The following is a 20,738-nucleotide window of genomic DNA, read 5'->3' on the forward strand; positions in this document are numbered from 1 at the left end:
GACGGATGGATCTGATCGGGACGGTGGCGGTGGTGACCGGGGGCGGCACCGGGATCGGGGCCGCGGTCGCCGAGCGACTGGCGCACGCGGGGGCCGCGGCCGTGCTGGTCGGCCACACGCGCTCGGCGGACGAGGCGCGGGCGGTGGTCGAGCGGCTGCACGCCCTGGGCGCTCGCGGCTCGGAGGCCGTCCTGCTCGACGTCACCGACGACGAGACCGTGCGGGCGGTCGCCCGTGATGCCGTGGCGCGCCACGGTCGTGTCGATGTCCTGGTCAACAACGCCGGCACGACGCGGACGGTGGCGTTCGAGGATCTGGAAGGTGCCACCGACGATCTGTGGCACGACGTCCTGGACGTCAATTGCGTCGGCGCCTTCCGGTGCGCCCGGGCGCTCGGCCCCGCCCTGCGCGCGGCCGACGGGGCCGTGGTCAACGTCTCGTCGATCTCGGCCTACCGGGCGATCGGGTCCTCCATCGTCTACGGGGTCAGCAAGGCCGCCCTGCTCGCGCTCACCCGCGACCTGGCCCGGGCGCTCGCGCCCGAGGTGCGGGTCAACGCCGTCACGCCCGGCACCGTCGCCACCCGCTGGCAGACCGCGCTGCACGGGCAGGAGGGGTTCGACGCCCTCGCGGCCGCCGAGCGCGAGCGGGCGCCGCTGCGGCGCACCGTCGAGCCCGAGCACGTGGCGCAAGCGGTGCTCGGGCTGCTCGCGATGGACCTGGTCACCGGCGAGGACGTCGTGGTCGACGCCGGGACCTGGTTGCGCTACTGACGCAGCCTAGGCTGTCGTCGTGCCCCGCCCGTCCGGTAGCAACGCGGTCGAGAAGACGCTCGCGGTGCTCGACGCCCTCGGCGAGCACGAGCGCATCGCCGACATCTCCGACGCCACCGGCATCCACAAGTCGACCGTGCACCGCATCCTGCAGGACTTCACCCGTCTCGGCTTCGCCCGTGTCACCGAGCAGGGCACCTACCAGGGCGGGCCCCGCATCCTGGGTCTCGCGGGGCGGGTGCTCGCGCGCACCGACGCCGCCGAGCGGGCGCGGCCCGAGCTCGCCGCCCTGCAGCAGCAGACCGGCGGCACGGTGCACCTGGCCCTGCTCGACGGCCACGAGGCGGTCTACGTGGCCAAGGTCGAGGGCAGCAAGCCGTACCGGATGGCCTCTCGGGTCGGCATGGCCATCCCGCTGTACTGCACCTCGATCGGCAAGGCCCTGCTCGCGGCGCTGCCGCACGCCGAGGCCGCCGCCCTGCTCGACCGCGTGCGCCTCGAGCCGCGGACGCCGCGCACGATCACCGACGCCGGCGACGTGCTCGAGCACCTCGCCGGGGTGCGGGCACGCGGATGGTCGGTCGACGACGAGGAGAACGAGGCCGGGGTGCGCTGTGTCGGGGCCGCGGTCTTCGACCACACCGGTCGGGCCGTCGGCGCGGTGAGCGTCTCCCAGCTGACCAACGACCCGACGAGCCGGGCGCCCGACGAGGTCGGCCCGATCGCGGCGAAGACGGCACGGGAGATCTCCGCCCTGCTCGGCGCCCCGCGCTGATCGGCGCCGGTCAGCCCGCCGGGACCCCCGACAGCGCGGCACGGGTCTCGGCCAGGGTGGGCACCCGCCCGGTGCCCCCCGCACCGGCGAGCGAGAGCGCGGCGGCGGCGGCGCCCAGCCGGGCCGCGTCCAGCACGGGATCGCCGGCGGCGAGCCGGGCGGCGAGCGTCCCCGCGAGCGCGTCGCCGGCCCCGGTCTGGTCGACGACGTGCGCCGCCGGGACCGGCGCCAGCCGGACCGGCGCGGTGTCGCGGTCGGAGGCGACGAGCAGCCCGTGCTCGCCGAGCGTCACCACGACCGCGTCCGCGCCCAGCGCCATGATCCGGCGGGCCGTCTCCTCCGGATCGTCCACCCCGAGCAGGGGCACCGAGTCGCCCGGACAGGACGGGGTGACGACACGGCACGACGGGGCGATGCGCTCGAGCGCCGCGCGGGCGTCGTGCGGGGTGGTCAGGCGGGAGCGGTAGTTCGGGTCGTAGACCACGCTGCCGCCGTGGGAGGCGACCGCGCGGGCGGCGTGGAGGACGGTGTCGGCGGCGCCGGGCGAGAGCGCCGTGGTGACGCCGCTGCACAGCAGGGCTCCGACGTGGCCGAGGGGGACCGCGGCGAGGTCGGAGGGCGACAGGCCGGAGGCCGCGCTGCCGCGTCGGAGGTAGACGAACTCCGCGGTGCCGCCCGGGTCGAGGGCGGAGAGGTAGGCGCCGGTCGGGGCGTCGACCGCGACCGCCACCGGTGTCACCCCCAGCTCCGCGATCCGGCGAACGAGCCGGGCGCCGAGGGCGTCGTCGCCGACGCGGGTCAGCAGCGTCGTGCGGGCCCCGGCAGCGGCCGCGGCGGCGGCGGCGTTGAGGGCATCGCCCGAGAACGACATCGTGAAGGTGGTGGCGCTGGGCAATGGCTCGGGAGACGTGAGCTCGATCAGCGGCTCACCCACGACCAGGACGTCGAGGCCGACCGGCGGGCGGGCGCCGGGCATCACCGGCTCGCTCCGCACACCGCGGAGAGCCGCTCGACGGTCCGGCCCGGGTCCGCGGCGAGGGCGCGCAGCAGGTCGTTGCCGACCCCGACGGCAAGGGCACCGGCGGCGAGCCACTCCTCCACGTCGTCGAGACCGATCCCCCCGGTCGGCACGACCTCGGCCCCGGCGAGGACCGGGCGCACCGTCCGGAGGTAGTGCGGACCGACGGTCGAGGCCGGGAACAGCTTGACCGGGCCGTGCCGCGCCCCGGAGGCGAGCTCGCCGGGGGTCAGGCCGCCCTCGATCACGGGGACGCCCGCGACCTCCGCCGCGCGGCGCACCGCCGGTGCGGGCCAGGGCGTCACGAGGAAGTGCGCTCCGACGTCCACCGCGCGGCGCACGTCGTCCACGTCGCGCACCGTGCCGAGCCCGAGCCGCAGCTCGGGGTGCTCGAGGATCGCCGCCGCGAGTGCTTCGCTCCAGCCCGGGGTCGTCGTCGTCAGCTCCACCGCCGGCAGCCCCGCACCCGCGAGCGACGCCACGTTGCGCCGCGCGTCCTCGGCCGACGCCGACCGCAGCACCGGCAGCACCCGCGCGCGTCGGAGCACGTCGCTCAACGGGGACGAGCCCCATCCCTCGGACGTACCATGAGACGGAACAGCGTGCTGACTCACAGAACGAGAGTAGGTGTCGGGTGAGGGGATGTCGAGGCCCATCCGCAACACCAGCTCCTCGTGGTCGTGCAGCAGGCGGGCGTGACCCCGGGCCATGCGCCACGGCGCTGGACTCGCGGCCGAGACGTTGCCCATCGGCTCGACGGAGCTGGTCGGTGTACACCAGCGGGGCGGCCCTTTCGCGCAGGAGCTGGCCGGGCCGGCCCTCCGCACGGGGATCGCCGGGACGCCGCTCCACGTCACCCCGGATCCTGGAGGTGGCCTGACCGAGGTCCCGGGTCTTCCGGTGCCGCCGGGTGGCCGTTCGCCCCTGTGGTCGTGGTGTGGGGCGGAGCACGCTCGATGCGCCTGGCGCGGGCCCGGCTCCGGCGCAGCCGCGTCCGGACGACAGGAACGGGAGTGTGCGATGTCCGAGGAGAGAGAGAGGTCCCCTCGTGATCGCCGGTGTCGACGGCTCTGCCCACGGGGACGTGGCCCTGCGGTATGCCCTGCAGGAGGCCGCCCGCCGGGGAGGGCGACTCCTGGCGGTGTCGGCCCGGGAGCGCCCGGAGCTGACGCTCTCCGAGTTCTACGGGTTGCCGATGCACGACGAGGCCAAGATCCAGGCAGCACACGAGCAGGACACCCGCGAGCGCGTCGACCGGGTGATGGCCGACGACTCCGAGGTCGCGGGGGTGCCGGTCGAGGTCCGGCCCCAGGTCGGGCGCCCGGCCGACGTGCTCGTCGAGGCCGGGCGCCCACCTGCTGGTCGTGGGGCACCGGGGCCGCGGAGACTGCGCAGTGTGGCGCTGGGGTCGGTCGGGCTGAGCTGTGTGCTGCACGCGCCTTGCCCCGTCCTCGTCAGGCCGCGCTCCGTGACGCGCAGGTGCGGGTGCGCACCGCCCTGGACCCCCTCGGGAGATCTGGGCGTTCGCGTCCGGTGTCGAACCGGTGCCCGATTCCGACGTGATCCGCGCCCAGAGGCGGGCCAGACGAGCGCCGAGGTGGAGCGGCTACGCGAACGTCTCCCGGAGCACCTGCGCGCCGTACCGATCTCCGGGGAGGCGGTGGCCGGTCGGGCGGCGCCGGTGCTCGTCGAGGCCGCCCGGGACACCGACATGCTCGTGGTCGGACACCGCGGTCGGGGCGGGGTGCGCAGCACGCTGCTGGGGGAGCGCGGCCCGGACGCCCGCTCAACCGCCGGTGGTGACGGAGGTCGGCTCTCGGGGGCCAGGGTGGCGAGCTCGTCGGCCGACGGTGATCGCCGACCGTGCGGAATCCGGCGCTTCAGTCGTTGGAACGCGGACCACGGCCGCCCCCGCCGTTCCTCGAGGACGCCGTCGTAAACCGCGTCAGCCGTACCGCTCGTCGCCCCCGCGTCCTCGCACGTCGTGCCGCAGCGAACCTGGCTGGCCGGCGCCGAGTTGCCTCGACGACCCGGGAGCCCCTGGACATCGCCGTCGGCGCTCCCGCGACGGACCCCGCCCGGCGTCACCACTGCCTCGCCGGCTGTCGACGAGGAGGGGGAACCACGTGCCGCACGTGCGGCCGCCCCGACAGGCCGTCCGCTCTTCTAGAGTGGACACCCACATGGCTGACCCGGCCATCGCTCGCGCAGGACGCCGGAGGTGGCTCGGTGAAGCCGTTCGTGATCAACCGACATGGCCGGCTGGTCTTCCCGGCCAACTTCTTCGGCGAGCTGGACTTCACGGTCCTCGACACGCTCGAGCAGTTCACCGCGGTCATCGAGCGGGACTTCGAGGCGAAGGCCCCGACGGGCACCGACATCCTGCAGCGGGTGGAGAGCGGCTCCTACCCGAGCCGCTTCGAGCTGCTGCGCGACCTCGGCCAGAACCTGTTCTGGGTCAACCGGTACTCGATGACGATGTTCGACAAGCGTCCGATGCGGTGGCGCGACGTCCCGCGGCAGCGTGACGACGTCTTCCTGCCGGTGCTGACGCCGTGGGAGGACCGCGAGCGCAAGGTCGCGGCGGTCGAGCGCGCCTACCAGGAGCTGCCGGCGCGGTGGGCCGCCGACACCGAGGACCGGGTGTTCGCCCTGCTCTTCGACGTGTTCCGGCACAAGCTGCACCACGCCACCGAGCTGCCCGCGATCAAGCCGACCGTCGCCGAGTTCACGGCGCAGCCCGACGCCCTGACCTTCGTGATGCCCGACCACGACCCCGACCACCACCGCTTCACGATGGACGAGATCCTCGACGCCGACGAGGAGGTGCCCGAGCTCGAGGCCCTCACGCGCTGGGCGATGGTGCTGCACAACCTCTACCCCTGGGACGGCTCGCGGACCACGCTGCGCCCGGCCGCCGAGATCGGCCCCGACGACTTCGTCGTCACCTTCCACCCCCGCGACCGCGACGTGCGGGCGTTCATCGAGCGGGTCAAACAGGCCCGCGACACCCCGTCGCCCTTCGCCGCCACGGTCCCGGCCGAGCCGGTGGCGCCCCGGACGCCCTACCCGCCGGTGCGGGTGCGCGAGGCGTTCGCGGTGCGCCCGGCGCTGGAGGCCCTGGCCGTGGTGCGCGGCGAGCACGTCTGCGACAACGTCGACGTCATCCGCAACACCAGCTTCTCCTGGTCGCCGATGAGCGCCGAGGAGATCGCGAAGAAGACCGGCATCCGCCGGCGACGCTACTCGACGCGCGACCCCCACCACCTCGCGCTCGACGCCGCTCGCGCCGCGCTCGCGAAGTCCGGCCGGGACCGCGACGAGATCGGCGCGGTCCTGGTCAGCACGTGCACCAGCAACCGCCAGATCCCGTCCATCGCCTGCTGGGTGTCCGGCGAGCTGGGGCTGGCGCAGACCCACACCTCGATGGACATGGTCGCGGCCTGCGCCGGCCTGCCCTACGGGCTCGCCGAGGCGGTGCGGCAGATCCAGGAGGTCGAGCGGCCGGTGCTGCTGGTGTGCGTCGAGAAGTTCTCGGACAAGATCGGGAGCGCCCGCACGTCACGCATGATCTTCGGTGACGGCGCGTCGGCGATGGTCGTCGCTCCGGCCCGGGACGGCGCCCCGGTGGACGTCGAGGTCCTGCAGACCTACGCGAGCGGGCCGGCGTCGGAGGTCAACTCGATCATCTGGCCGAATCCGGAGTTCGACAACGACATCACCGTCTACGGGCCCGAGGTGAAGTCGCTGGTCCAGCGCTACCTCGATCAGATGCTCGGCGAGCTCCGCGACCAGACCGACCCCGACGACCCCGGCCGCACGCTGCTGGAGAGCATCGACCTCATCGTCCCGCACCAGGCCAACAAGACGATGATCCTCGACCTGGCCGCGAAGGCCGGGCTCTCGGAGGACCAGCTCTACTTCAACATCGAGTCGATGGGCAACGTCTCGGCCGCGAGCATCCCGATCGCCGTCCACGACGCGGTCCGCGACGGCGTGATCACCCGCCCGCAGCGGATCTTCGCGCCTGGCTTCGGCGCCGGGGCGGTGGGCGGCTACGCGGTCCTGCGCGTCGACCCCGCGATCGTCGCCGACGAGGTGGTGCTCGAGCCCGTCGAGACCGAGCACGTGTTCCCGACCCAGCGGGACCGCACCACCACCGACGACGTCCGGGTGGCCTTCGGCGAGTAGCCGCCGGTGGACAGAGGGTTCAGTGACCGATCAGTGGCCGATCGAGAGGGTCGCGAGCCGCGACTCGTCGACCAGCGTCACGTAGGCGAGCCGGCCGTGCGGCTCGGGCGCCACGGCGGCGGGGGAGCCGCCGACCTGCACGGTGGCGCTGACCCGGCCGGTCCCGACGTCGACGGACGTGACGGTGCGGCCCGCGGCGTCGGCGGTGTAGACGTACGCGCCGTCGGGGGCGAACGCGACGTCCGCGGGCCCGTCGCCGACCGGCACCGTCGCGGCCACCCGCCCGGACCGGACGTCGACCACCGAGACGGTGTCGTCGCCCCGGTTCGCCACGGCGAGGCGCGACCCGTCCGGGGACACCGCGACGGCGACCGGGCTCCGCCCGACCGGGATGGTGGAGAGGGCGGCGTCGGTCGCGGGGTCGAGGACGGCGACGCGATCCGATCCGCTGTCCACGGCGTAGGCGCGCCCGGCCGCGACGGCGACGTCGTCCGGGCCCGCGGGACGCTCCTCGGTGCGCGTGACGGTGCGGGTCGGCACGTCCACCGTGACGACCCGGTCGACGGCGCCGCCCTCGTCCCGGCAGGTGACGACGGCCTGCTGCCCCGCCGGGTCGAGGACGATCGCCCGCGGCGGGGCGGGCACCGGGATCGTCGCCACCGTGGACCGGGAGAACGGGTCCAGCACCGTGACCGTGCGGAGGTCCCGGTGCGCGATCCAGGCCGAGCGCCCGTCGCCCGTGATCGCTATGGCGGAGGGCGTCGGCGCCGTCGGGACCAGGTCGGTGATCTCGGGGACGGCGTGGCTGTGCCCCACGCCGATCGGCTCGCTCCCGCCCGGACGGGGTGCCGCCACGACCTCGGGCTGCCCGACCAGCGTGACCGCGAGGAGGGCCGCCGCCACGGCGAGGACGAGGGCGCCGGCGCCGCGCTCGACGAGGGTCAGCCCTGCGGGCCGTGGAGCGGGGGCCGGCGGCGAGGCCTCGAGGGCCTGCCGCGCGGCCGCGGCCAGGGCACCGGCGCTCGGGTAGTGGCCCGCCGTGCCCCGGGCGACGACGGTGACGAGCGGGCCGCCGGCCCCCGCCACGCACGTCCCGAGCAGCCGCGCGAGCGCCGTGACGTCGGCGTGGGGGTCGACGTCTTCGGGCGCGCCGGCGGCGCCGAAGTCGAGCACGTAGACGAAGTCGTCCGGGGTGACCAGCACGTTCTCCGCCCGGACGTCCCCGTGCACGAGGCCGTCCTGGTGGGCGGCGTCGAGGGCCTCGGCGACCTGGGCCACGAGCCGCACGGCGCGCCCCGGGTCGAGCGGGGCGTCCGCCCGCAGCAGCGAGGCGAGCGTGACCCCGTCCTCGACGAGCCTCATCTCGAGGTACGGGCGGCGGTCGACCTCGCCGTAGTCGTGGATCGGGATGACGTGCGGGTCGCGCAGGCGGGCGGCGAGGCGGCAGGCGCGACGGAACCGCTCCTGCAGGTCGGGATCGTCCGGGGAGAGCTTCAGGGCGACCGGGCGGTCCCGCTCGACGTCGACGGCCTCGTAGACCTCGCCCGTGCCCCCGGCCTCGATCAGGCGCTCGAGGCGGTAGGGCCCGAACCGCCGCGGCTCCACCGGTGACCCGCCCCGGTCAGACGGCCCGTTGGCCCTGCGCGACGCGCCGGACGGCGTGGCGCAGGCCGGCGCCACCGGACGCGACGTAGGCCCGGCCGTTGCGCTTCGCGAGCGCCCGCAGCGTCCGCGGGGCGTCGACGACCACGTGCGGGACGTCCCCCCACGGCTCGAGGACCGCGGCGCGGCGCGCGTCGCGCTCGTCGTCGGCCACGAGGTCGAGCTTGGTGAGGACCAGGAGCCCCGGAGCGGCGCCCGCGTCGGGGCCGGGACCCGCGGTCACGTCGACGACGTGCACCCGCGCCCCGCCGGCGACCGCGGCCGGGTCGCCGCCGTCGACGAGGGTGACCTCCCGGAGCAGCTCGCTCGGGTGGAGGACGTCGGCGAACGCCATGAACGGCGCGACCGAGGCCGCGGCCCACCCGGCGAGCTGGTCGAGGCTGAACCAGTCGGGACGGTCGTCCGGGCTGCGGTACAGGTGGCCGCCCGGCCGGTCGCCCCACCGCACCAGGACGGTGGGGTCGGTGCACGGCAGCCGGCCCTCCGGCACGGCGGGCGCGCCGAGCAGGGCGTTGACGACGGCCGTCCGCCCGGACCGCGGGGCGCCGGTCACGACGACGAGCCGTCCCGCCGCCGGCAGCGGGCGACGGGCGGCCACGGCACGCTCGGCGCTGAGCACGCTCACCGGCTCAGGCCGTGCTGGCGAGGTTGATGACCGTGACGCTGCCGTCGAGCAGGTTGGTGGCGTAGCCCTGCCGCCCGTCCGGCGACACCGCGATGCTCGTCGGGCCCCGGCCCGTCGGGACCTCCGCGGTGATCCGGAAGGTCGTGGTGTCCATGACCTGGATGAAGTTCGCGTCCACCGTCGCCAGGTAGGCGTGCTTGCCGTCGGCGCTGAGCGTGATGTCCTGCGGGTGGCTCGCCGTCGGGATCGTGGCGACGACCCGGTTGGTGTCCACGTCGGTCACCGAGACGCTGCTGTCGTCGTAGTTCGCGTTGAAGACCAGCGGACGGGTCGTGTGCCGGATGATCGAGTGCGGGCTCTTGCCGACCGCCACCGTGCCCAGGATGGTGTCGGTGCTGGGGTCGATCGTCGTGATGACGTTGGACTCGTGGTTGGCCGCGTAGAGCCGGGTGCCGTCGGGGGAGAAGTCGACCCAGTGCGGGTTGGGCGCGAGCGCGATCGTGTTCACGACGGTGTTGGTCTCGGTGTCGATGACCGTCAGCGAGCCCGAGTCGTGGTTGGGCACGTAGACCTTGCGCCCGTCGGGGCTGACGTCGAGCGCGAAGGGACGCTTGCCGGTGGGCACGCGGGCGACGAACGTGCCGTTCTCGGTGTCCAGGACGCCGACCTCGTTGAGGCTGTAGTCCTGGTTGAAGATGCTGACGTAGGCGCGGGTCCCGTCGGGGGAGAACGCGATGAACTGTGGGCCGCCGTCGGGCACGGGGATCACGCCGGTGGGCTGGTTGCGCGTCGTGTCGAACACGGTCAGGACGCCGGCCGCGCGGTTGGCGATGTAGCCGTAGTCGCCGCTCGGGGCGATCTCCATGTACCCGGGTGTCGAGCCCACCTGGACCGTCGGGCCGACCGTCGGGCGGGCGACGCTGCTGGCGACGGGGCGCGGACCCGCGTCCGGGTCGAACGGCACGCCCACCGACGCCCCGCCCGGCGAGCTCGAGCCGCCGCCGAGCAGGGCCACCACGCCGACCGTCGCGAGGACCGCGAGCACCGCGACGGCCGCGACCAGCACCGTCGTGAGGGTCCGCGTCCGGCGCTTCGGCGCCAGGCCCCCGGCGCCCTCGCCCTCGGGGCGCGCGGGCGGCGTCGGCGGTGTGGGCGGTGGGGGCGGAGGGGTCGGGGGCGCGGCCGGGGCGGACCCCGACGGCGCCCCGTGGTTCGGGTTGCTGTCGCTCGTGCGCGGCGCCGGGACGGTCGTGGTGGGCACGGCGGCGGTCGCCGGCGTCGCGGGCGCGGCGATGACCGTCGTGGCCGCGGCCGGCGGTGCGACCGGAGCCGCCGTGGTCGCGGCCGTCGTCGGCGCCGCCGTGGCGAACCCGACCGTCTGCCCGCCGTGCAGGGCCTCCCGCGCGGCGCGGGCGAGCTCGCCGGCGCTGGCGAAGCGCTCGTCGGGGTCCTTGGCCAGGCCGCGGGCGACGACGTCGTCGAGCGCGGTGGACAGCCCGGGGGTGACCTCGCTCGGGCGCCGCGGCTCGAGGTAGACGTGGGCGTACACCTGCGTGGGGAAGTCGCCGCCGAGGAACGGCTTGGTCCCGGTCAGGCACTCGAACAGCACGCAGGCCAGCGAGTAGACGTCGGTGCGGGGCCCGATGGTGCCGTTGGTGAAGCGCTCGGGCGCCATGTAGTCGAGGGTGCCGGCGGCGGCGCCGTTCGAGGTGGCGGTGGACTGCGTCTGGCCGACGCTGTGCGCGATGCCGAAGTCGGCGACGTAGACGAAGTCGTTCGGCGTCACGAGGATGTTGGCCGGCTTGACGTCGCGGTGGATGAGGTCGGCCTCGTGGGCGGCGTCCAGCGCGTCCGCGACCTGGCCGACGAGCGCGACGGCCCGCTCCGGGGGCAGCGCACCTTCGGCGGCCAGCAGCGTCGCGAGGTCCTGGCCGTCGACCAGGCGCATGTCGATGAACAGGCGCCCGTCGACCTCCCCGTAGTCGTGGATGGGGATCACGTGCGGCTCGCGGAGCCGCGCGGCGCGGTACGACTCGCGGCGGAAGCGACGCTCGTAGTCGGGGTCCTTCCCGAGCGCCTCGGGGAGCAGCTTCAGCGCGACCTCGCGGTCGCGCCGGCCGTCGTGGGCGAGGTAGACCTCGCCCATCCCGCCGCGGCCGATCAGCGACTGGATCTCGTACTGGCCGAACCGCTTCACGATTTCTCCCCCCGAGCGCCCGCGGTGTCTCGCCACACCGACGCCGACACCGTGATCGTCGCCACTCTGGGTGAGGACGTTACATCATTCGAGCAGTAGCTGTCCTCCGTCGACCCGGACCGATCTCACGGTGAGTGGCCGCTCGGCGGGACCGCGAGCCACGGAGCCGTCGAGGTTGAAGCGGCTGCCGTGACAGGGGCAGTTGATGGTCCCGTCCGCGACCTCGGCGACGATGCACGCGGTGTGGGTGCACACGGCGGAGAAGCCCTCGTAGCGCCCCGGGCTCGGCTGGGTGACGACGACCTCGAGCGCCGGGAAGACCTTCCCGCCGCCCACCGGGACCTCCGCGGCCGGGCCGACCACGGTGCCGGTCGCCCCCGACCCGGGGCCCGGCGTGGCGGTGAAGGGGAGGCCGCCGCCGCGGGGGCGGGGCGCGGGCTCGGGCTCCGGGGCACCGCATCCCGCCAGCCCCAGCGCAGCGGAGGTGGCGATCAGCGCGCTGCGCCGGTTCACCGTCGGCGGTCGCGGGTGCCGGTCGCGATCGTCCATCCGCTGCTCCTCACCCCGGGTCCCCCGAGATCATCGGCCCGGGGCGTCGCGGCGGGCAAGGAGTCAGCGCTGCGCGGCGAGCAGGTCGTCGAGTGACCGGGCCGGGTGGCCGGTGAGCCGGGGGACGTCGTCGGTGACGCTCGCGAGCTCGCCGGCGGCGATGGCGGTGTAGGTGCTCACCCAGGCGTCGAGCTGCCAGTCCGGGGCCTGGCCGGCGCGGGAGGCGTAGGCCTCGTCGAGGGTCTGGTCCTGGAACCGCACCGACCGGCCGGTGCGCCGGCCGATGGCCTCGGCGGCCTCGGCGAGGGTGAGGGCCTCGGGTCCGGTGAGGCTGTAGATCGCGCCGTCGTGGGGGCCGGGCTCGGTGAGGACCGCGGCGGCGGCCTCGGCGATGTCGTCCTGCGCCACCGCGGCGACGCGCCCGGTGCCGGCGGGCCCGCGGATGACGCCGTCGGCCTCGACGAGCTCGGGCAGGAAGTCGAGGTAGAAGTTGTCGCGCAGGACGACGGTGACGAGGCCGCTGGCGCGCAGGTGCTCCTCGGTGGCGTGGTGGTCGCGCGCGAGCGTGAACGTGGCGTCCGGTGCGGCGCCGTAGAACGAGACGTAGACGAGCCGGTGCACCCCGGCGGCCGCGGCGGCGTCGATGAAGGTCCGGTGCTGCTCGACGCGGTCAGGGGTCTCGGAGCCGGAGACCATGAGGACGGTCTCGACGCCGTCGAGCGCGCTCGCGACCTGGTCGGGCCGGTCGTAGGCGCAGCGCACGGGCACGGCCTCGGGCAGCGCGGGTGCGCGGTCGGGGCTGCGCACCGCCAGGCGCTGGGCGACGCCGCGCCCGGCGAGCAGGCGCGCGACCCGTCCGCCGAGACGCCCCGTCGCCCCCGTGACCGCGGTCGTCGGCCGGTCCATCGGTGTCCCCTTCCGCCGTGCTCGGTCAGGCCTGCCCGGACCGCCCGCCGAGGTGCTCGGCGAGGTGCCGCTCGATGGCGCGGAAGAGCAGGACCTGGTTCTCCGGGTTCTCGAAGCCGTGGCCCTCGTCGTCGGCCACCAGGTACTCCACCGGTACCCCGCGCGCCCGCAGCGGCGCCACGATGTTGTCGGACTCGGCCTGCACGACGCGCACGTCGTTGGCGCCCTGGGCGACGAGCAGCGGGGTGCGGATGCGGTCGACCATGGTGATCGGGGAGCGGGCCCGCATGTCGGCGAGCTGCGCGGGGTCGTCGGGATCGCCGACGTAGCGGATCCAGCTGTTGGTCATGTTCGCGCGCACGAACGGTGGCAGCGCGGCCAGGAAGTTCGCGAGGTCGGAGATACCGACGTAGTCGACGGCGGCGGCGAAACGGTCGGGGGTGACGGTGACGCCGACCAGGGCCGCGTAGCCGCCGTAGGACCCGCCGACGATCGCGACGCGGTCGGGGTCGGCGTAGCCCTGCGCGATCGCCCAGTCCACGGCGTCGATGAGGTCGTCGTGCATTTTCCCGGCGAACTGGCCGATCGCGGCCGTGAGGTGACGCCGGCCGTACCCGGTCGAGCCGCGGAAGTTGACCCGCAGCACCGCGTAGCCGCGGTTGGCCAGGAACTGCACGGCGGCGAGGTGGCCCCAGCTGTCGTGCCACCACGGCCCGCCGTGCACCAGCAGCACCAGCGGCAGGCGCGACGGCTCGACCCCCACGGGCAGCGTGAGGAAGCCGTGCAGCGGCAGGCCGTCGCGGGCGGTGAGCGCGATCGAGGTCATCGGCGCGAGCAGGGACGGGTCCGGGCGCGTCGCGCGGTGGAGCAGGCGGGCCTCGCCGGTGGCGTGGTCGTAGAACCAGGCCGTGCCCGGCTCGCGGTCGTGGACGAAGGTGGCGACCCAGCGCTGCTCGGCGAGGTCGGAGGACACGGTGTCCAGCACGCCGTCGGAGAGCTTCTCCAGGGCCGCCGCGACGTCGGCGAACCCGGGCTCGACCGGCACGACGCGCGGCCGGTCGCCGGTGAAGCGGGCGGCGATGACCTCGCCGGTGCGCCGGCTGACGAACACGGTGGGCGGCAGGGTCTCGGCGACCGCGCTCGAGGTGTCCAGGCTGTGCCCGTCCACCGCCGCGACCACCGTCTGCTCCCCGGTGTCGCGGTCGACCCGGATCAACCGCAGGTCGTCGGAGTCCTGGTAGTCGCCGAGCAGCACGCCGCGGCCGTCCGGGGTGGGGAGCAGGAAGACCCCCATCGGGTGCTCCGGCCCGCCGGCCCGGTGCACGAGCCGCCGGTCCCCGGTGTCGGGGTCGGCGGCGGAGATCTCGTGGGTCCCGTCGTCGTCCTGCGCGATGAACCAGGTCGCGCGTCCGGTCCGGTCCACCAGGAACGTCTCGGCGGGGTCGGTCCGCTCCACCAGCGGCGTCGTCTCGCCGGTGGCGACGTCGATGCGGAACACGTCGACGAACAGCGGCCGCGGGTTCATCCAGGCGATGACCGTGCCGGGCACCGACGTCTCGGGGTCGACGGCGAAGACGCGCGAGCCTGCCGCCAGCGGGGTGAGGTCGACGGCGGGCGCGTCCGGATCGCCGAGGTCGACGCGGTGGAGGTGCCACGCCTCGTCGCCGTCGGTGTCCTGGCGGTAGAGCAGCCAGCGCGGGTCGTCGGTCCAGTAGTAGCTGGTGATCCCGCGCCGCTCGTCGTGGGTGACGGGGACGGCGTCGTCGTGGGTCTCGTCGACCCCGCGCACCCAGACGTTGCGCCGGCCCCGGTGCGGCGCGAGGTAGGCGATCCGCGTGCCGTCCGGGGAGATCGTCGGGGCGGCGAACTCCGGGTCGGCGAAGAACTCCTCGACGTCGATCAGCGGTGCGGCGGTCATGCTCGGCTCCGGCTCGGGGGTCACGGAGACCACGCAACACCGTGCCGTCGCGGCATGGTCAAGCCGGTGACGGTCAGCGCTCGCGCTCGAGGTGGGCGCGGACGGCCTCGCCGTCCTCGCTGAGCCATCCCTTCTCGCGGGCGTACGCGAGCATGCCGGCGAAGTCGTCCTCCCAGCCCTCGGGCACACGGCCGGCGGCGAGGCGCCGCAGCGTGGCCACCGGGACCATGACGTGGTTGAAGTCGTCGAGGAGCACGCCGGCGTCGTGCTCGGCCAGCAGCTTGGTGATCTCGTCGGGCCCGAGCCGCTCCCAGTAGGACGCGTAGAACTCGTTGGTCCTCTCGGGCTGCTGGAGCTCGACACCGTCGGTGGCGATGGCGAGGTACACGGGCTCCTCCAGGGGCTGGTCGACCGGGGCCGCCCGGAGCCTACGTGTCGCCGCTCACGACGACGCCTGCGTCAGGACCTCGTTGAGGCGGTCGGTCGGGCCGTCGTTGTTCGGGTTCGCGACGACGACCACGAAGGAGCCGGTGCTGTGCACGGTCGTGCCGCTCCCGGGCGGCACCGTGCCCTGCAGCGACTGGGCGGCCTGGTCACGGGCGTCCTGGTCGTCGTAGCGCGACGCGGTCGCGACGGTGACCGCGCTCGGGGCGCAGGTGAGGTCGCCGTCGCCGTCCTGGCCCTGGGCGGAGAGCTCGCCCGCGTCGGTCGAGCCGACCGTGAGGGCCTGGGTCTCCTGGGCCTGGGTCTCCGGCGGGTTCGGGACGGGCTGCGAGGAGCACACGACGAGGCCGCCGTTCTGAATGACCCCGCTGAGGTCGGGGTACGACTGCGGCCCGCTGCTGCCGCCACAGCCGGCGAGCGTCAGGACCGACGCCAGGGCGGCCCCGACCGCGATCGCGAGCCGCCGGGCCGTCGGTGCTGAGGAAGTCACCGGCGCATCGTCACGCCACTGCCGCTGCTCGTGGGCGATGTTCACCCGAAAGCAGGCCGGCCCGCGTGGCGAGGGGGAGACGTGCCGACCCTGCGGTGTCGCCCGGGGGGTCGCGTCAGCTCGCGACGGCCTTCGACTGCTCCACCGCGAGGCGGTCGACGAGGTCGTTCATCTCGTCGCCCGAGTGGCCCTTGGTCCACCGGAAGGAGATGTCGCCGCGCTCGGTGACGATCGTGATCAGCGGCTCCCAGAGGTCGCGGCTGACCACCGGCTTCTTCGCGCTGGTCACCCAGCCGCGGGCGAGCCAGCCCTTCCACCAGCCGTCGCGGAAGCAGTTCACGACGTAGGTGGAGTCGCTGACCACGACCAGCGGGCCGTCCAGCGCGCGCACCGCCTCGAGCGCGGCGCGGATCTCCATGCGCTGGTTGGTGGTGGCGGGCTCGCCACCGCTGGCCTGCCGGCCGTCGCGGGTGGCCCAGGCCCAGCCGCCGGGCCCCGGGTTGCCGGAGCACGCGCCGTCGGTCCACACCTCGAGCGCCCCCTCGGCGGCGGGCATGTCGGGGCGCGGGGGCTTCTTGGCCTTGGCCGCAGGCTTGGGGGCAGCCTTCGAGGAGGATCCGTTCCCCGCCGTCGACGCGCACCCCGCGTGCGCCCACCGCTCCCCGGACCGCGCGATCTCCTCGCCGGGTGTGACGGGCGCGGCGCAGACCCCGCAGGTGGTCGCGTACTTGGCGGTCATCGGCACGGCGGCCACCCTAATCGCCGGCCCGGAGCGCCTCCGTCAGCAGCGCGACCAGGGTCGCGTGCTGCGCGTCGGTGGACGAGCCGACCTGCTCGTCGGACCCGTCGAGCGCCGCCGCGGCGAGGCCCGCCTTGTCGTCGATGAGGTCCGCGATCCGCGCGTCGATCGTCTGCGCGGCGAGGATGCGCCACGCCGTGACCGGCTCGGTCTGCCCGATGCGGTGGCTGCGGTCGATGGCCTGCGTCTGCTCCGCCGCGGTCCACGGCAGCTCCGCGAGCACGATGTTCGACGCGACCTGCAGGTTGATGCCGACCCCGGCCGCGGTCAGCGAGCACACCGCGACGGACACGCCCCGGTCCTCGACGAACGCGTCGATGTTGCGCTGCCGCACGCCGGGCGGCTGGTCGCCGCGGATCGACGAGAAGCGCACGCCGGCCTGGGCGAACGTCTCCTCGGCGGCGTCCATGACGTCGATGTGCTTGGCGAAGAAGACGACCTTGCCGGCGCTGCGCGCGAGCTGGACGGCGTAGTCGGCGGCGAGCGTGGCCTTGGCCCGGCCGATGCGCCGCATCATCGAGAACACGTTGTCGCCGCCCGGGGAGTTGGCGGCGTCCTTCTGCTCCCACGTGGCGACGCGCGCGACCAGCTCGTGGTCTACACCGTCCGGGCCCTCGCCGGGGTCGGAGCCCCGTGCCGCGAGGGCGTCGCGGTAGCGCGCCACCATGCGGCGGGCGAGGTCGCGCTCCGCGGCCCGGATGGAGCGGCCGGTCGGGCCGTCGAGCTCGACGGGCAGGTCGGCGATGCGGCGCGCCGGGATGTCGGCGGCCACGTCGACCTTGCGGCGTCGGACGATGCCCCGGTCCACGACGGCCTGGCGGGCCGCGGACGAGAACCCGGGGTCGGCCGGCGTCAGCCCGGTGGCCGTCAGCGCGTCCATGAGCTCGGCGAGCGGCTTCTTCTCGTCGATCCAGCCGAGGAACTCCCAGATGGCGAGGAAGTCCTCGATGTCGTTGATCAGCGGGGTGCCGGTCAGCGCCATGAGCAGCGGGCGCGCGGTGAAGGCCCGGATGCGCTCGGACAGGGCCAGGACGTGCTGGGAGCGCTGCGAGGTCTTGTTCTTGATGAAGTGGGCCTCGTCGACGACCATCCCGCGGAACCCGAAGTCGCGCAGCCAGCCCATGTGCCGGTCGAGGACCTCGTAGTTGACGACGACGATGTCGGCGAAGCCGTCGACGGACTCGCCGTTGCCCTGGACCGCGGTGGCGGTGCGCCGCGTCGACCAGAGCCCGGCCTCGCGGACCCAGTTGGTCTTGACGACGTTGGGCACGACGACCAGCAGGGGATAGGCCTTTGCCGCCTCGGCGGCCAGCAGCGCCTGGGCGGTCTTGCCGAGGCCGGGCTCGTCGGCGAGCAGGAAGGTCCGGTGGCCGTCGGAGGCGGCGGCGACCAGCTTCGCCTGGTGCGGCATGAGCTCGCGGCCGCCGGGGACCCGCACGTTCCCGGGCCCGGGCAGGGCCATGCTCGTCGAGACCCCGTCGCTCGCGCGCTCGAAGGAGCGCAGCAACGGGTCGAGCAGCTCCCAGCTGCTCAGCGGGGTCGGGCGCGCCGGGGCCGGGCGGGCGGCGGAGAAGTCGGGCTCGAGGAACGGGTTCGCGAGCCGGCGCGAGACGACCGACTGCGGCACGACGCCCGGCTTGGCGGGCTCGGCCTCGGGCTCCTCGGCCTCGGGCTCCGGCTCGGCGGGGGCCTCGATCCCCGCGCGGCGCAGCATCTCGCGTTCGAGCGAGCGGGCGTCGTCGGAGACGACCGCGTCCTCGCTGAGCAGCGCCAGGAGCGCCGGGTGCCGGACGGCGGTCTTCGCGAGGTCGGTCGCGATGTCGTCGAGGCGCTTGAGGCGGTCGTTCCGGCGGGCGTCGGTGAGCTCCTCGTCGGCCCGCACCCGAGCGCGCTCGTCGCGCAGCGCCAGGGCGACGGCCTGGAACTTCGTCCGGGTCGACGACGTCACCCGGCCGTTGCCCAGCGCGGAGCGGACCTCCTGCACGGCGCGCGTGAGCACCGCCGTCACGTCCTCGCGCCGCCGCCCGCCCCGCCGGCGGGGCCCGGGGGCACCACCACGGCGAGCACTGTTCTGCGGCTGGCCTCGACGAGCCATGGACCTCCTCCGGGACGCCCGGCGGTGGTGCCGGGCCTGCGTGCGGCGTGTGTTGGTGTCGCCGGCGGGGCGGACGCGCCCCGCGCACGGCGAGCTGAGCCGCGGCGGGAACGGCAGAACGCCGTCGCGGACACCGAACGGTCCACGTCGAGCGGCCGCAGCAGGAAGGTTCCCGCGCGGCGTGCCACGGTTCGTCATCGAGTGTACCGCCATCCGGGCGGGAGGCGCGGCGGCACGCCGGAACACCGTCGAGCATCCCGGGGTTGCTCCGCGCATGAGGATCGGGATCATCGGGACGGGCCTGATCGGCGCCACGCTGACGCGGCGGCTGACGGCGCTGGGGCACGAGGTCCGCGTCGCCAATTCGCGCGCCCCGGAGACGCTGGCGGAGCTGGCGGCGGAGACCGGCGCGACGCCGGTGTGGGCCCGGGAGGCGGCGGCGGACGCAGACGTGGTGATCGTCAGCATCCCGCAGAGGAACACCCCCGACCTGGGGCCGGGCCTCGTCGCCGGGGCGAAGCCGGGCGCCCCGGTCATCGAGACGAACAACTACTACCCGCGGCAGCGCGACGGGCGGATCGACGCCCTGGAGGGCGGGACGCCGGAAAGCGTCTGGGTCGCCGAGCAGCTCGGGACGCCGGTCTACAAGGTGTTCAACGGCATCCACTGGCGGCACCTCCTCGAGCGCGGGGCGTCGCGGGGGACGGCCGGACGCATCGCGCTGCCGGTCGCGGGCGCCGACGGCCCGGCGAAGGACACCGTCATGGCGCTGGTCGACGAGCTCGGGTTCGACCCGGTCGACGCCGGACCCCTCGAGGAGTCCTGGCGCCAGCAGCCGGGCACGCCGGTCTACGCCGCGGACCTCGACGCCGACGGGGTGCGGCGGGCCCTCGCCGCGGCGTCGCCGGAGCGGCCCGCGGACTTCCGGGCCGTCTGAGCCGGGTCACGCCCGCTCCACGCGGCGCAGCCCGGCCGTCGGGGTCCACCACTCGACGACGAGCAGCGTCGCCGCCGGGTCGAGGTGGGTGTGGACGACCTCGGTGACGTCGGCGTGGAACAGGTCGCCCTCGGCCTCCCCGCCGACCGGGCCCGCCGCTACCGCCGCGACCGCCCGCCCCGCGATCTTCCCCTCGCCCGGCCACCGCGCCTCCTCGCCCTCGACGGGGTCGACGGTGGCGCTGTGCAGGGCGAAGCGGGGGTCGCGGCGCAGGTCCGCGCCCTTGCGCGCGCCGGGCATGGAGCCGAACGCCAGCTCGCCGTCGTCGAACACGGTCTCGATGCCGGAGATCCGCGGTGACCCGTCGGCGCGCAGGGTGGCGAGGGTCTTGTGCCGGTGGGCGTCGAACAGCGCCCGCACCCGCGCCGCGAACTCCGGTACCGCTGCCTCGACCTCGCGCCACCTCGCCATGCGCCGAGGATGGCACCGACCCCCGACAGCGCGGCCGCGGCGACGTCCTTGTCCCGGGCCCGGCGCCGCGGGAGGCTCGACGGATGCTGCCGTTCGGCGAGGAGGCCGCCCGCCGCATCCAGGCCGTCTACGCCACGCCGGACGTCGTCGGGCAGCGCGAGCGGGTGCTGGCGCTGCTCCGCCCGCTGCCCGGCGAGGACGTCCTCGACGTCGGGTCCGGGCCGGGCTTCCTGGTCCGGTCGATCGCCGAGGCGGTCGGGCCCGAGGGCTCGGTCCGCGGCGTCGACCCCAGCACCGCGATGAACGCCGTCGCCGCCGAGCACGTCGCGGACCTCCCGTGGGTCGGCATCGACGAGGGCGGCGCCGAGGCCCTGCCGTACGCCGACGGGTCCTTCGACGCGGTGGTGTCGACCCAGGTGTACGAGTACGTGGCCGACGTCCTCGGGGCGCTGCGCGAGGTGCACCGGGTGCTCCGGGCCGGCGGGCGGGTCGTCGTCCTCGACACCGACTGGGACTCGGTGGTCTGGCACGCCGCCGACCGTGACCTGCACCGGCGGGTGATGGCGGCGTGGGACGAGCACCTCGTCGATCCGCACCTGCCCCGGGCCCTGCCGGGCCTGCTCGAGCGCGCGGGGTTCGACGTCGCCGAGCGCGTGCTCGTGCCGCTGTTCAACCCGGTCCTCGCCGAGGACACCTACAGCGCGCACACCATGTTCACCATCGCCGACTACGTGACCGGGCGCGACGGACTCACCGCGGAGGACGCGGCGCGCTGGACCGACGACCTCCGCTCCCGGGGCACCGACTACCTCTTCAGCGTCAACCGCTACTGCTTCGTCGCCACGGCCCGGTCCGGGGGTTGATCGCCAGTAGGCTGTTCGGACCTGT

19 protein-coding genes are annotated in these 20,738 nt (G+C 74.9%); 6 read left to right on the top strand and 13 right to left on the bottom strand.

What is annotated here, in order from left to right:
• Positions 1 to 5: 5 nt before the first annotated feature.
• Together ACYX4T_RS01960 and ACYX4T_RS01965 are read left to right on the top strand one after the other, a co-directional pair.
• Positions 6 to 773, top strand: coding sequence for an SDR family NAD(P)-dependent oxidoreductase (locus ACYX4T_RS01960; RefSeq protein ID WP_476012898.1), 768 nt, complete (start codon positions 6 to 8; stop codon positions 771 to 773).
• Positions 774 to 792: 19 nt separating this feature from the next.
• Positions 793 to 1,548, top strand: coding sequence for an IclR family transcriptional regulator (locus tag ACYX4T_RS01965; protein ID WP_476012899.1), 756 nt, complete (start codon positions 793 to 795; stop codon positions 1,546 to 1,548).
• 10 nt (positions 1,549 to 1,558) lie between these two features.
• Here the strand turns inward: ACYX4T_RS01965 and ACYX4T_RS01970 are convergent, their stop codons facing one another.
• Positions 1,559 to 2,524: a sugar kinase gene (locus tag ACYX4T_RS01970; protein WP_476012900.1), complete on the bottom strand. Its 966-nt coding sequence runs from the start codon at positions 2,522 to 2,524 to the stop codon at positions 1,559 to 1,561.
• Entirely contained in the window at positions 2,524 to 3,114 is a 591-nt protein-coding gene (locus tag ACYX4T_RS01975; RefSeq protein WP_476015164.1) for a bifunctional 4-hydroxy-2-oxoglutarate aldolase/2-dehydro-3-deoxy-phosphogluconate aldolase, read from the bottom strand. The genes ACYX4T_RS01970 and ACYX4T_RS01975 overlap by 1 nt, the downstream gene beginning before the upstream one ends.
• Before the next feature lie 500 nt (positions 3,115 to 3,614).
• Between ACYX4T_RS01975 and ACYX4T_RS01980 the strand changes: the two genes are divergently transcribed.
• Both ACYX4T_RS01980 and ACYX4T_RS01985 read left to right on the top strand, forming a co-directional pair.
• Positions 3,615 to 4,505: a universal stress protein gene (locus ACYX4T_RS01980; protein WP_476012901.1), complete on the top strand. Its 891-nt coding sequence runs from the start codon at positions 3,615 to 3,617 to the stop codon at positions 4,503 to 4,505.
• Positions 4,506 to 4,795: 290 nt separating this feature from the next.
• On the top strand, positions 4,796 to 6,757 hold the full coding sequence (locus ACYX4T_RS01985; RefSeq protein WP_476012902.1) for a 3-oxoacyl-[acyl-carrier-protein] synthase III C-terminal domain-containing protein: 1,962 nt from the start codon (positions 4,796 to 4,798) through the stop codon (positions 6,755 to 6,757).
• 30 nt (positions 6,758 to 6,787) lie between these two features.
• Here ACYX4T_RS01985 and ACYX4T_RS01990 read toward each other — a convergent pair whose 3' ends face one another.
• From ACYX4T_RS01990 to ACYX4T_RS02035, 10 genes are all read right to left on the bottom strand, one after another.
• Complete coding sequence (locus ACYX4T_RS01990; RefSeq protein ID WP_476012903.1) at positions 6,788 to 8,362, bottom strand: protein kinase domain-containing protein; 1,575 nt, start codon at positions 8,360 to 8,362, stop codon at positions 6,788 to 6,790.
• A gap of 16 nt (positions 8,363 to 8,378) precedes the next feature.
• Positions 8,379 to 9,044, bottom strand: coding sequence for a P-loop NTPase family protein (locus ACYX4T_RS01995; RefSeq protein ID WP_476012904.1), 666 nt, complete (start codon positions 9,042 to 9,044; stop codon positions 8,379 to 8,381).
• A gap of 4 nt (positions 9,045 to 9,048) precedes the next feature.
• Complete coding sequence (locus tag ACYX4T_RS02000; protein WP_476012905.1) at positions 9,049 to 11,241, bottom strand: protein kinase domain-containing protein; 2,193 nt, start codon at positions 11,239 to 11,241, stop codon at positions 9,049 to 9,051.
• An 84-nt stretch (positions 11,242 to 11,325) separates the two neighbouring features.
• Complete coding sequence (locus ACYX4T_RS02005; RefSeq protein WP_476012906.1) at positions 11,326 to 11,790, bottom strand: QcrA and Rieske domain-containing protein; 465 nt, start codon at positions 11,788 to 11,790, stop codon at positions 11,326 to 11,328.
• A gap of 63 nt (positions 11,791 to 11,853) precedes the next feature.
• A complete protein-coding gene (locus ACYX4T_RS02010) occupies positions 11,854 to 12,696 on the bottom strand; it encodes an SDR family oxidoreductase (protein WP_476012907.1) in 843 nt (280 codons plus the stop codon).
• Positions 12,697 to 12,721: 25 nt separating this feature from the next.
• Positions 12,722 to 14,614, bottom strand: a complete 1,893-nt coding sequence (locus tag ACYX4T_RS02015; protein ID WP_476012908.1) for a S9 family peptidase — start codon at positions 14,612 to 14,614, stop codon at positions 12,722 to 12,724.
• A gap of 73 nt (positions 14,615 to 14,687) precedes the next feature.
• The gene (locus ACYX4T_RS02020) at positions 14,688 to 15,002 is read right to left on the bottom strand and encodes a hypothetical protein (RefSeq protein WP_476012909.1); all 315 of its coding nucleotides are present in this window, start codon (positions 15,000 to 15,002) and stop codon (positions 14,688 to 14,690) included.
• A 54-nt stretch (positions 15,003 to 15,056) separates the two neighbouring features.
• Entirely contained in the window at positions 15,057 to 15,548 is a 492-nt protein-coding gene (locus ACYX4T_RS02025) for a hypothetical protein (RefSeq protein ID WP_476012910.1), read from the bottom strand.
• Between the two features lie 115 nt (positions 15,549 to 15,663).
• Positions 15,664 to 16,287 carry a ribonuclease H family protein gene (locus ACYX4T_RS02030; protein WP_476015165.1) on the bottom strand — a complete coding sequence of 208 codons (624 nt, stop codon included), beginning with the start codon at positions 16,285 to 16,287 and terminating at the stop codon, positions 15,664 to 15,666.
• 16 nt (positions 16,288 to 16,303) lie between these two features.
• On the bottom strand, positions 16,304 to 18,355 hold the full coding sequence (locus ACYX4T_RS02035) for a DEAD/DEAH box helicase (RefSeq protein ID WP_476012911.1): 2,052 nt from the start codon (positions 18,353 to 18,355) through the stop codon (positions 16,304 to 16,306).
• 361 nt (positions 18,356 to 18,716) lie between these two features.
• Here ACYX4T_RS02035 and ACYX4T_RS02040 point away from each other — a divergent pair, with 361 nt between their 5' ends.
• A complete protein-coding gene (locus ACYX4T_RS02040; protein WP_476012912.1) occupies positions 18,717 to 19,379 on the top strand; it encodes an NADPH-dependent F420 reductase in 663 nt (220 codons plus the stop codon).
• Between the two features lie 6 nt (positions 19,380 to 19,385).
• Here ACYX4T_RS02040 and ACYX4T_RS02045 read toward each other — a convergent pair whose 3' ends face one another.
• A complete protein-coding gene (locus ACYX4T_RS02045; RefSeq protein WP_476012913.1) occupies positions 19,386 to 19,850 on the bottom strand; it encodes a pyridoxamine 5'-phosphate oxidase family protein in 465 nt (154 codons plus the stop codon).
• 83 nt (positions 19,851 to 19,933) lie between these two features.
• On the opposite strand from ACYX4T_RS02045, the gene ACYX4T_RS02050 reads away from it, so the two are divergent.
• Positions 19,934 to 20,713, top strand: coding sequence for a methyltransferase domain-containing protein (locus ACYX4T_RS02050; RefSeq protein WP_476012914.1), 780 nt, complete (start codon positions 19,934 to 19,936; stop codon positions 20,711 to 20,713).
• Positions 20,714 to 20,738: the final 25 nt, after the last annotated feature.

The organism is Actinomycetospora sp. ABD4_176 (assembly GCF_056311855.1).

Bases quoted from the DNA above. Each gene is read 5' to 3' on its own strand.
- ACYX4T_RS01960 (WP_476012898.1), top strand. From the start codon at position 6: ATGGATCTGATCGGGACGGTGGCGGTGGTGACCGGGGGCGGCACCGGG.
- ACYX4T_RS01970 (WP_476012900.1), bottom strand. From the start codon at position 2,524: ATGCCCGGCGCCCGCCCGCCGGTCGGCCTCGACGTCCTGGTCGTGGGT.
- ACYX4T_RS02005 (WP_476012906.1), bottom strand. From the start codon at position 11,790: ATGGACGATCGCGACCGGCACCCGCGACCGCCGACGGTGAACCGGCGC.
- ACYX4T_RS02010 (WP_476012907.1), bottom strand. From the start codon at position 12,696: ATGGACCGGCCGACGACCGCGGTCACGGGGGCGACGGGGCGTCTCGGC.
- ACYX4T_RS02015 (WP_476012908.1), bottom strand. From the start codon at position 14,614: ATGACCGCCGCACCGCTGATCGACGTCGAGGAGTTCTTCGCCGACCCG.
- ACYX4T_RS02030 (WP_476015165.1), bottom strand. From the start codon at position 16,287: ATGACCGCCAAGTACGCGACCACCTGCGGGGTCTGCGCCGCGCCCGTC.
- ACYX4T_RS02040 (WP_476012912.1), top strand. From the start codon at position 18,717: ATGAGGATCGGGATCATCGGGACGGGCCTGATCGGCGCCACGCTGACG.
- ACYX4T_RS02045 (WP_476012913.1), bottom strand. From the start codon at position 19,850: ATGGCGAGGTGGCGCGAGGTCGAGGCAGCGGTACCGGAGTTCGCGGCG.
- ACYX4T_RS02050 (WP_476012914.1), top strand. From the start codon at position 19,934: ATGCTGCCGTTCGGCGAGGAGGCCGCCCGCCGCATCCAGGCCGTCTAC.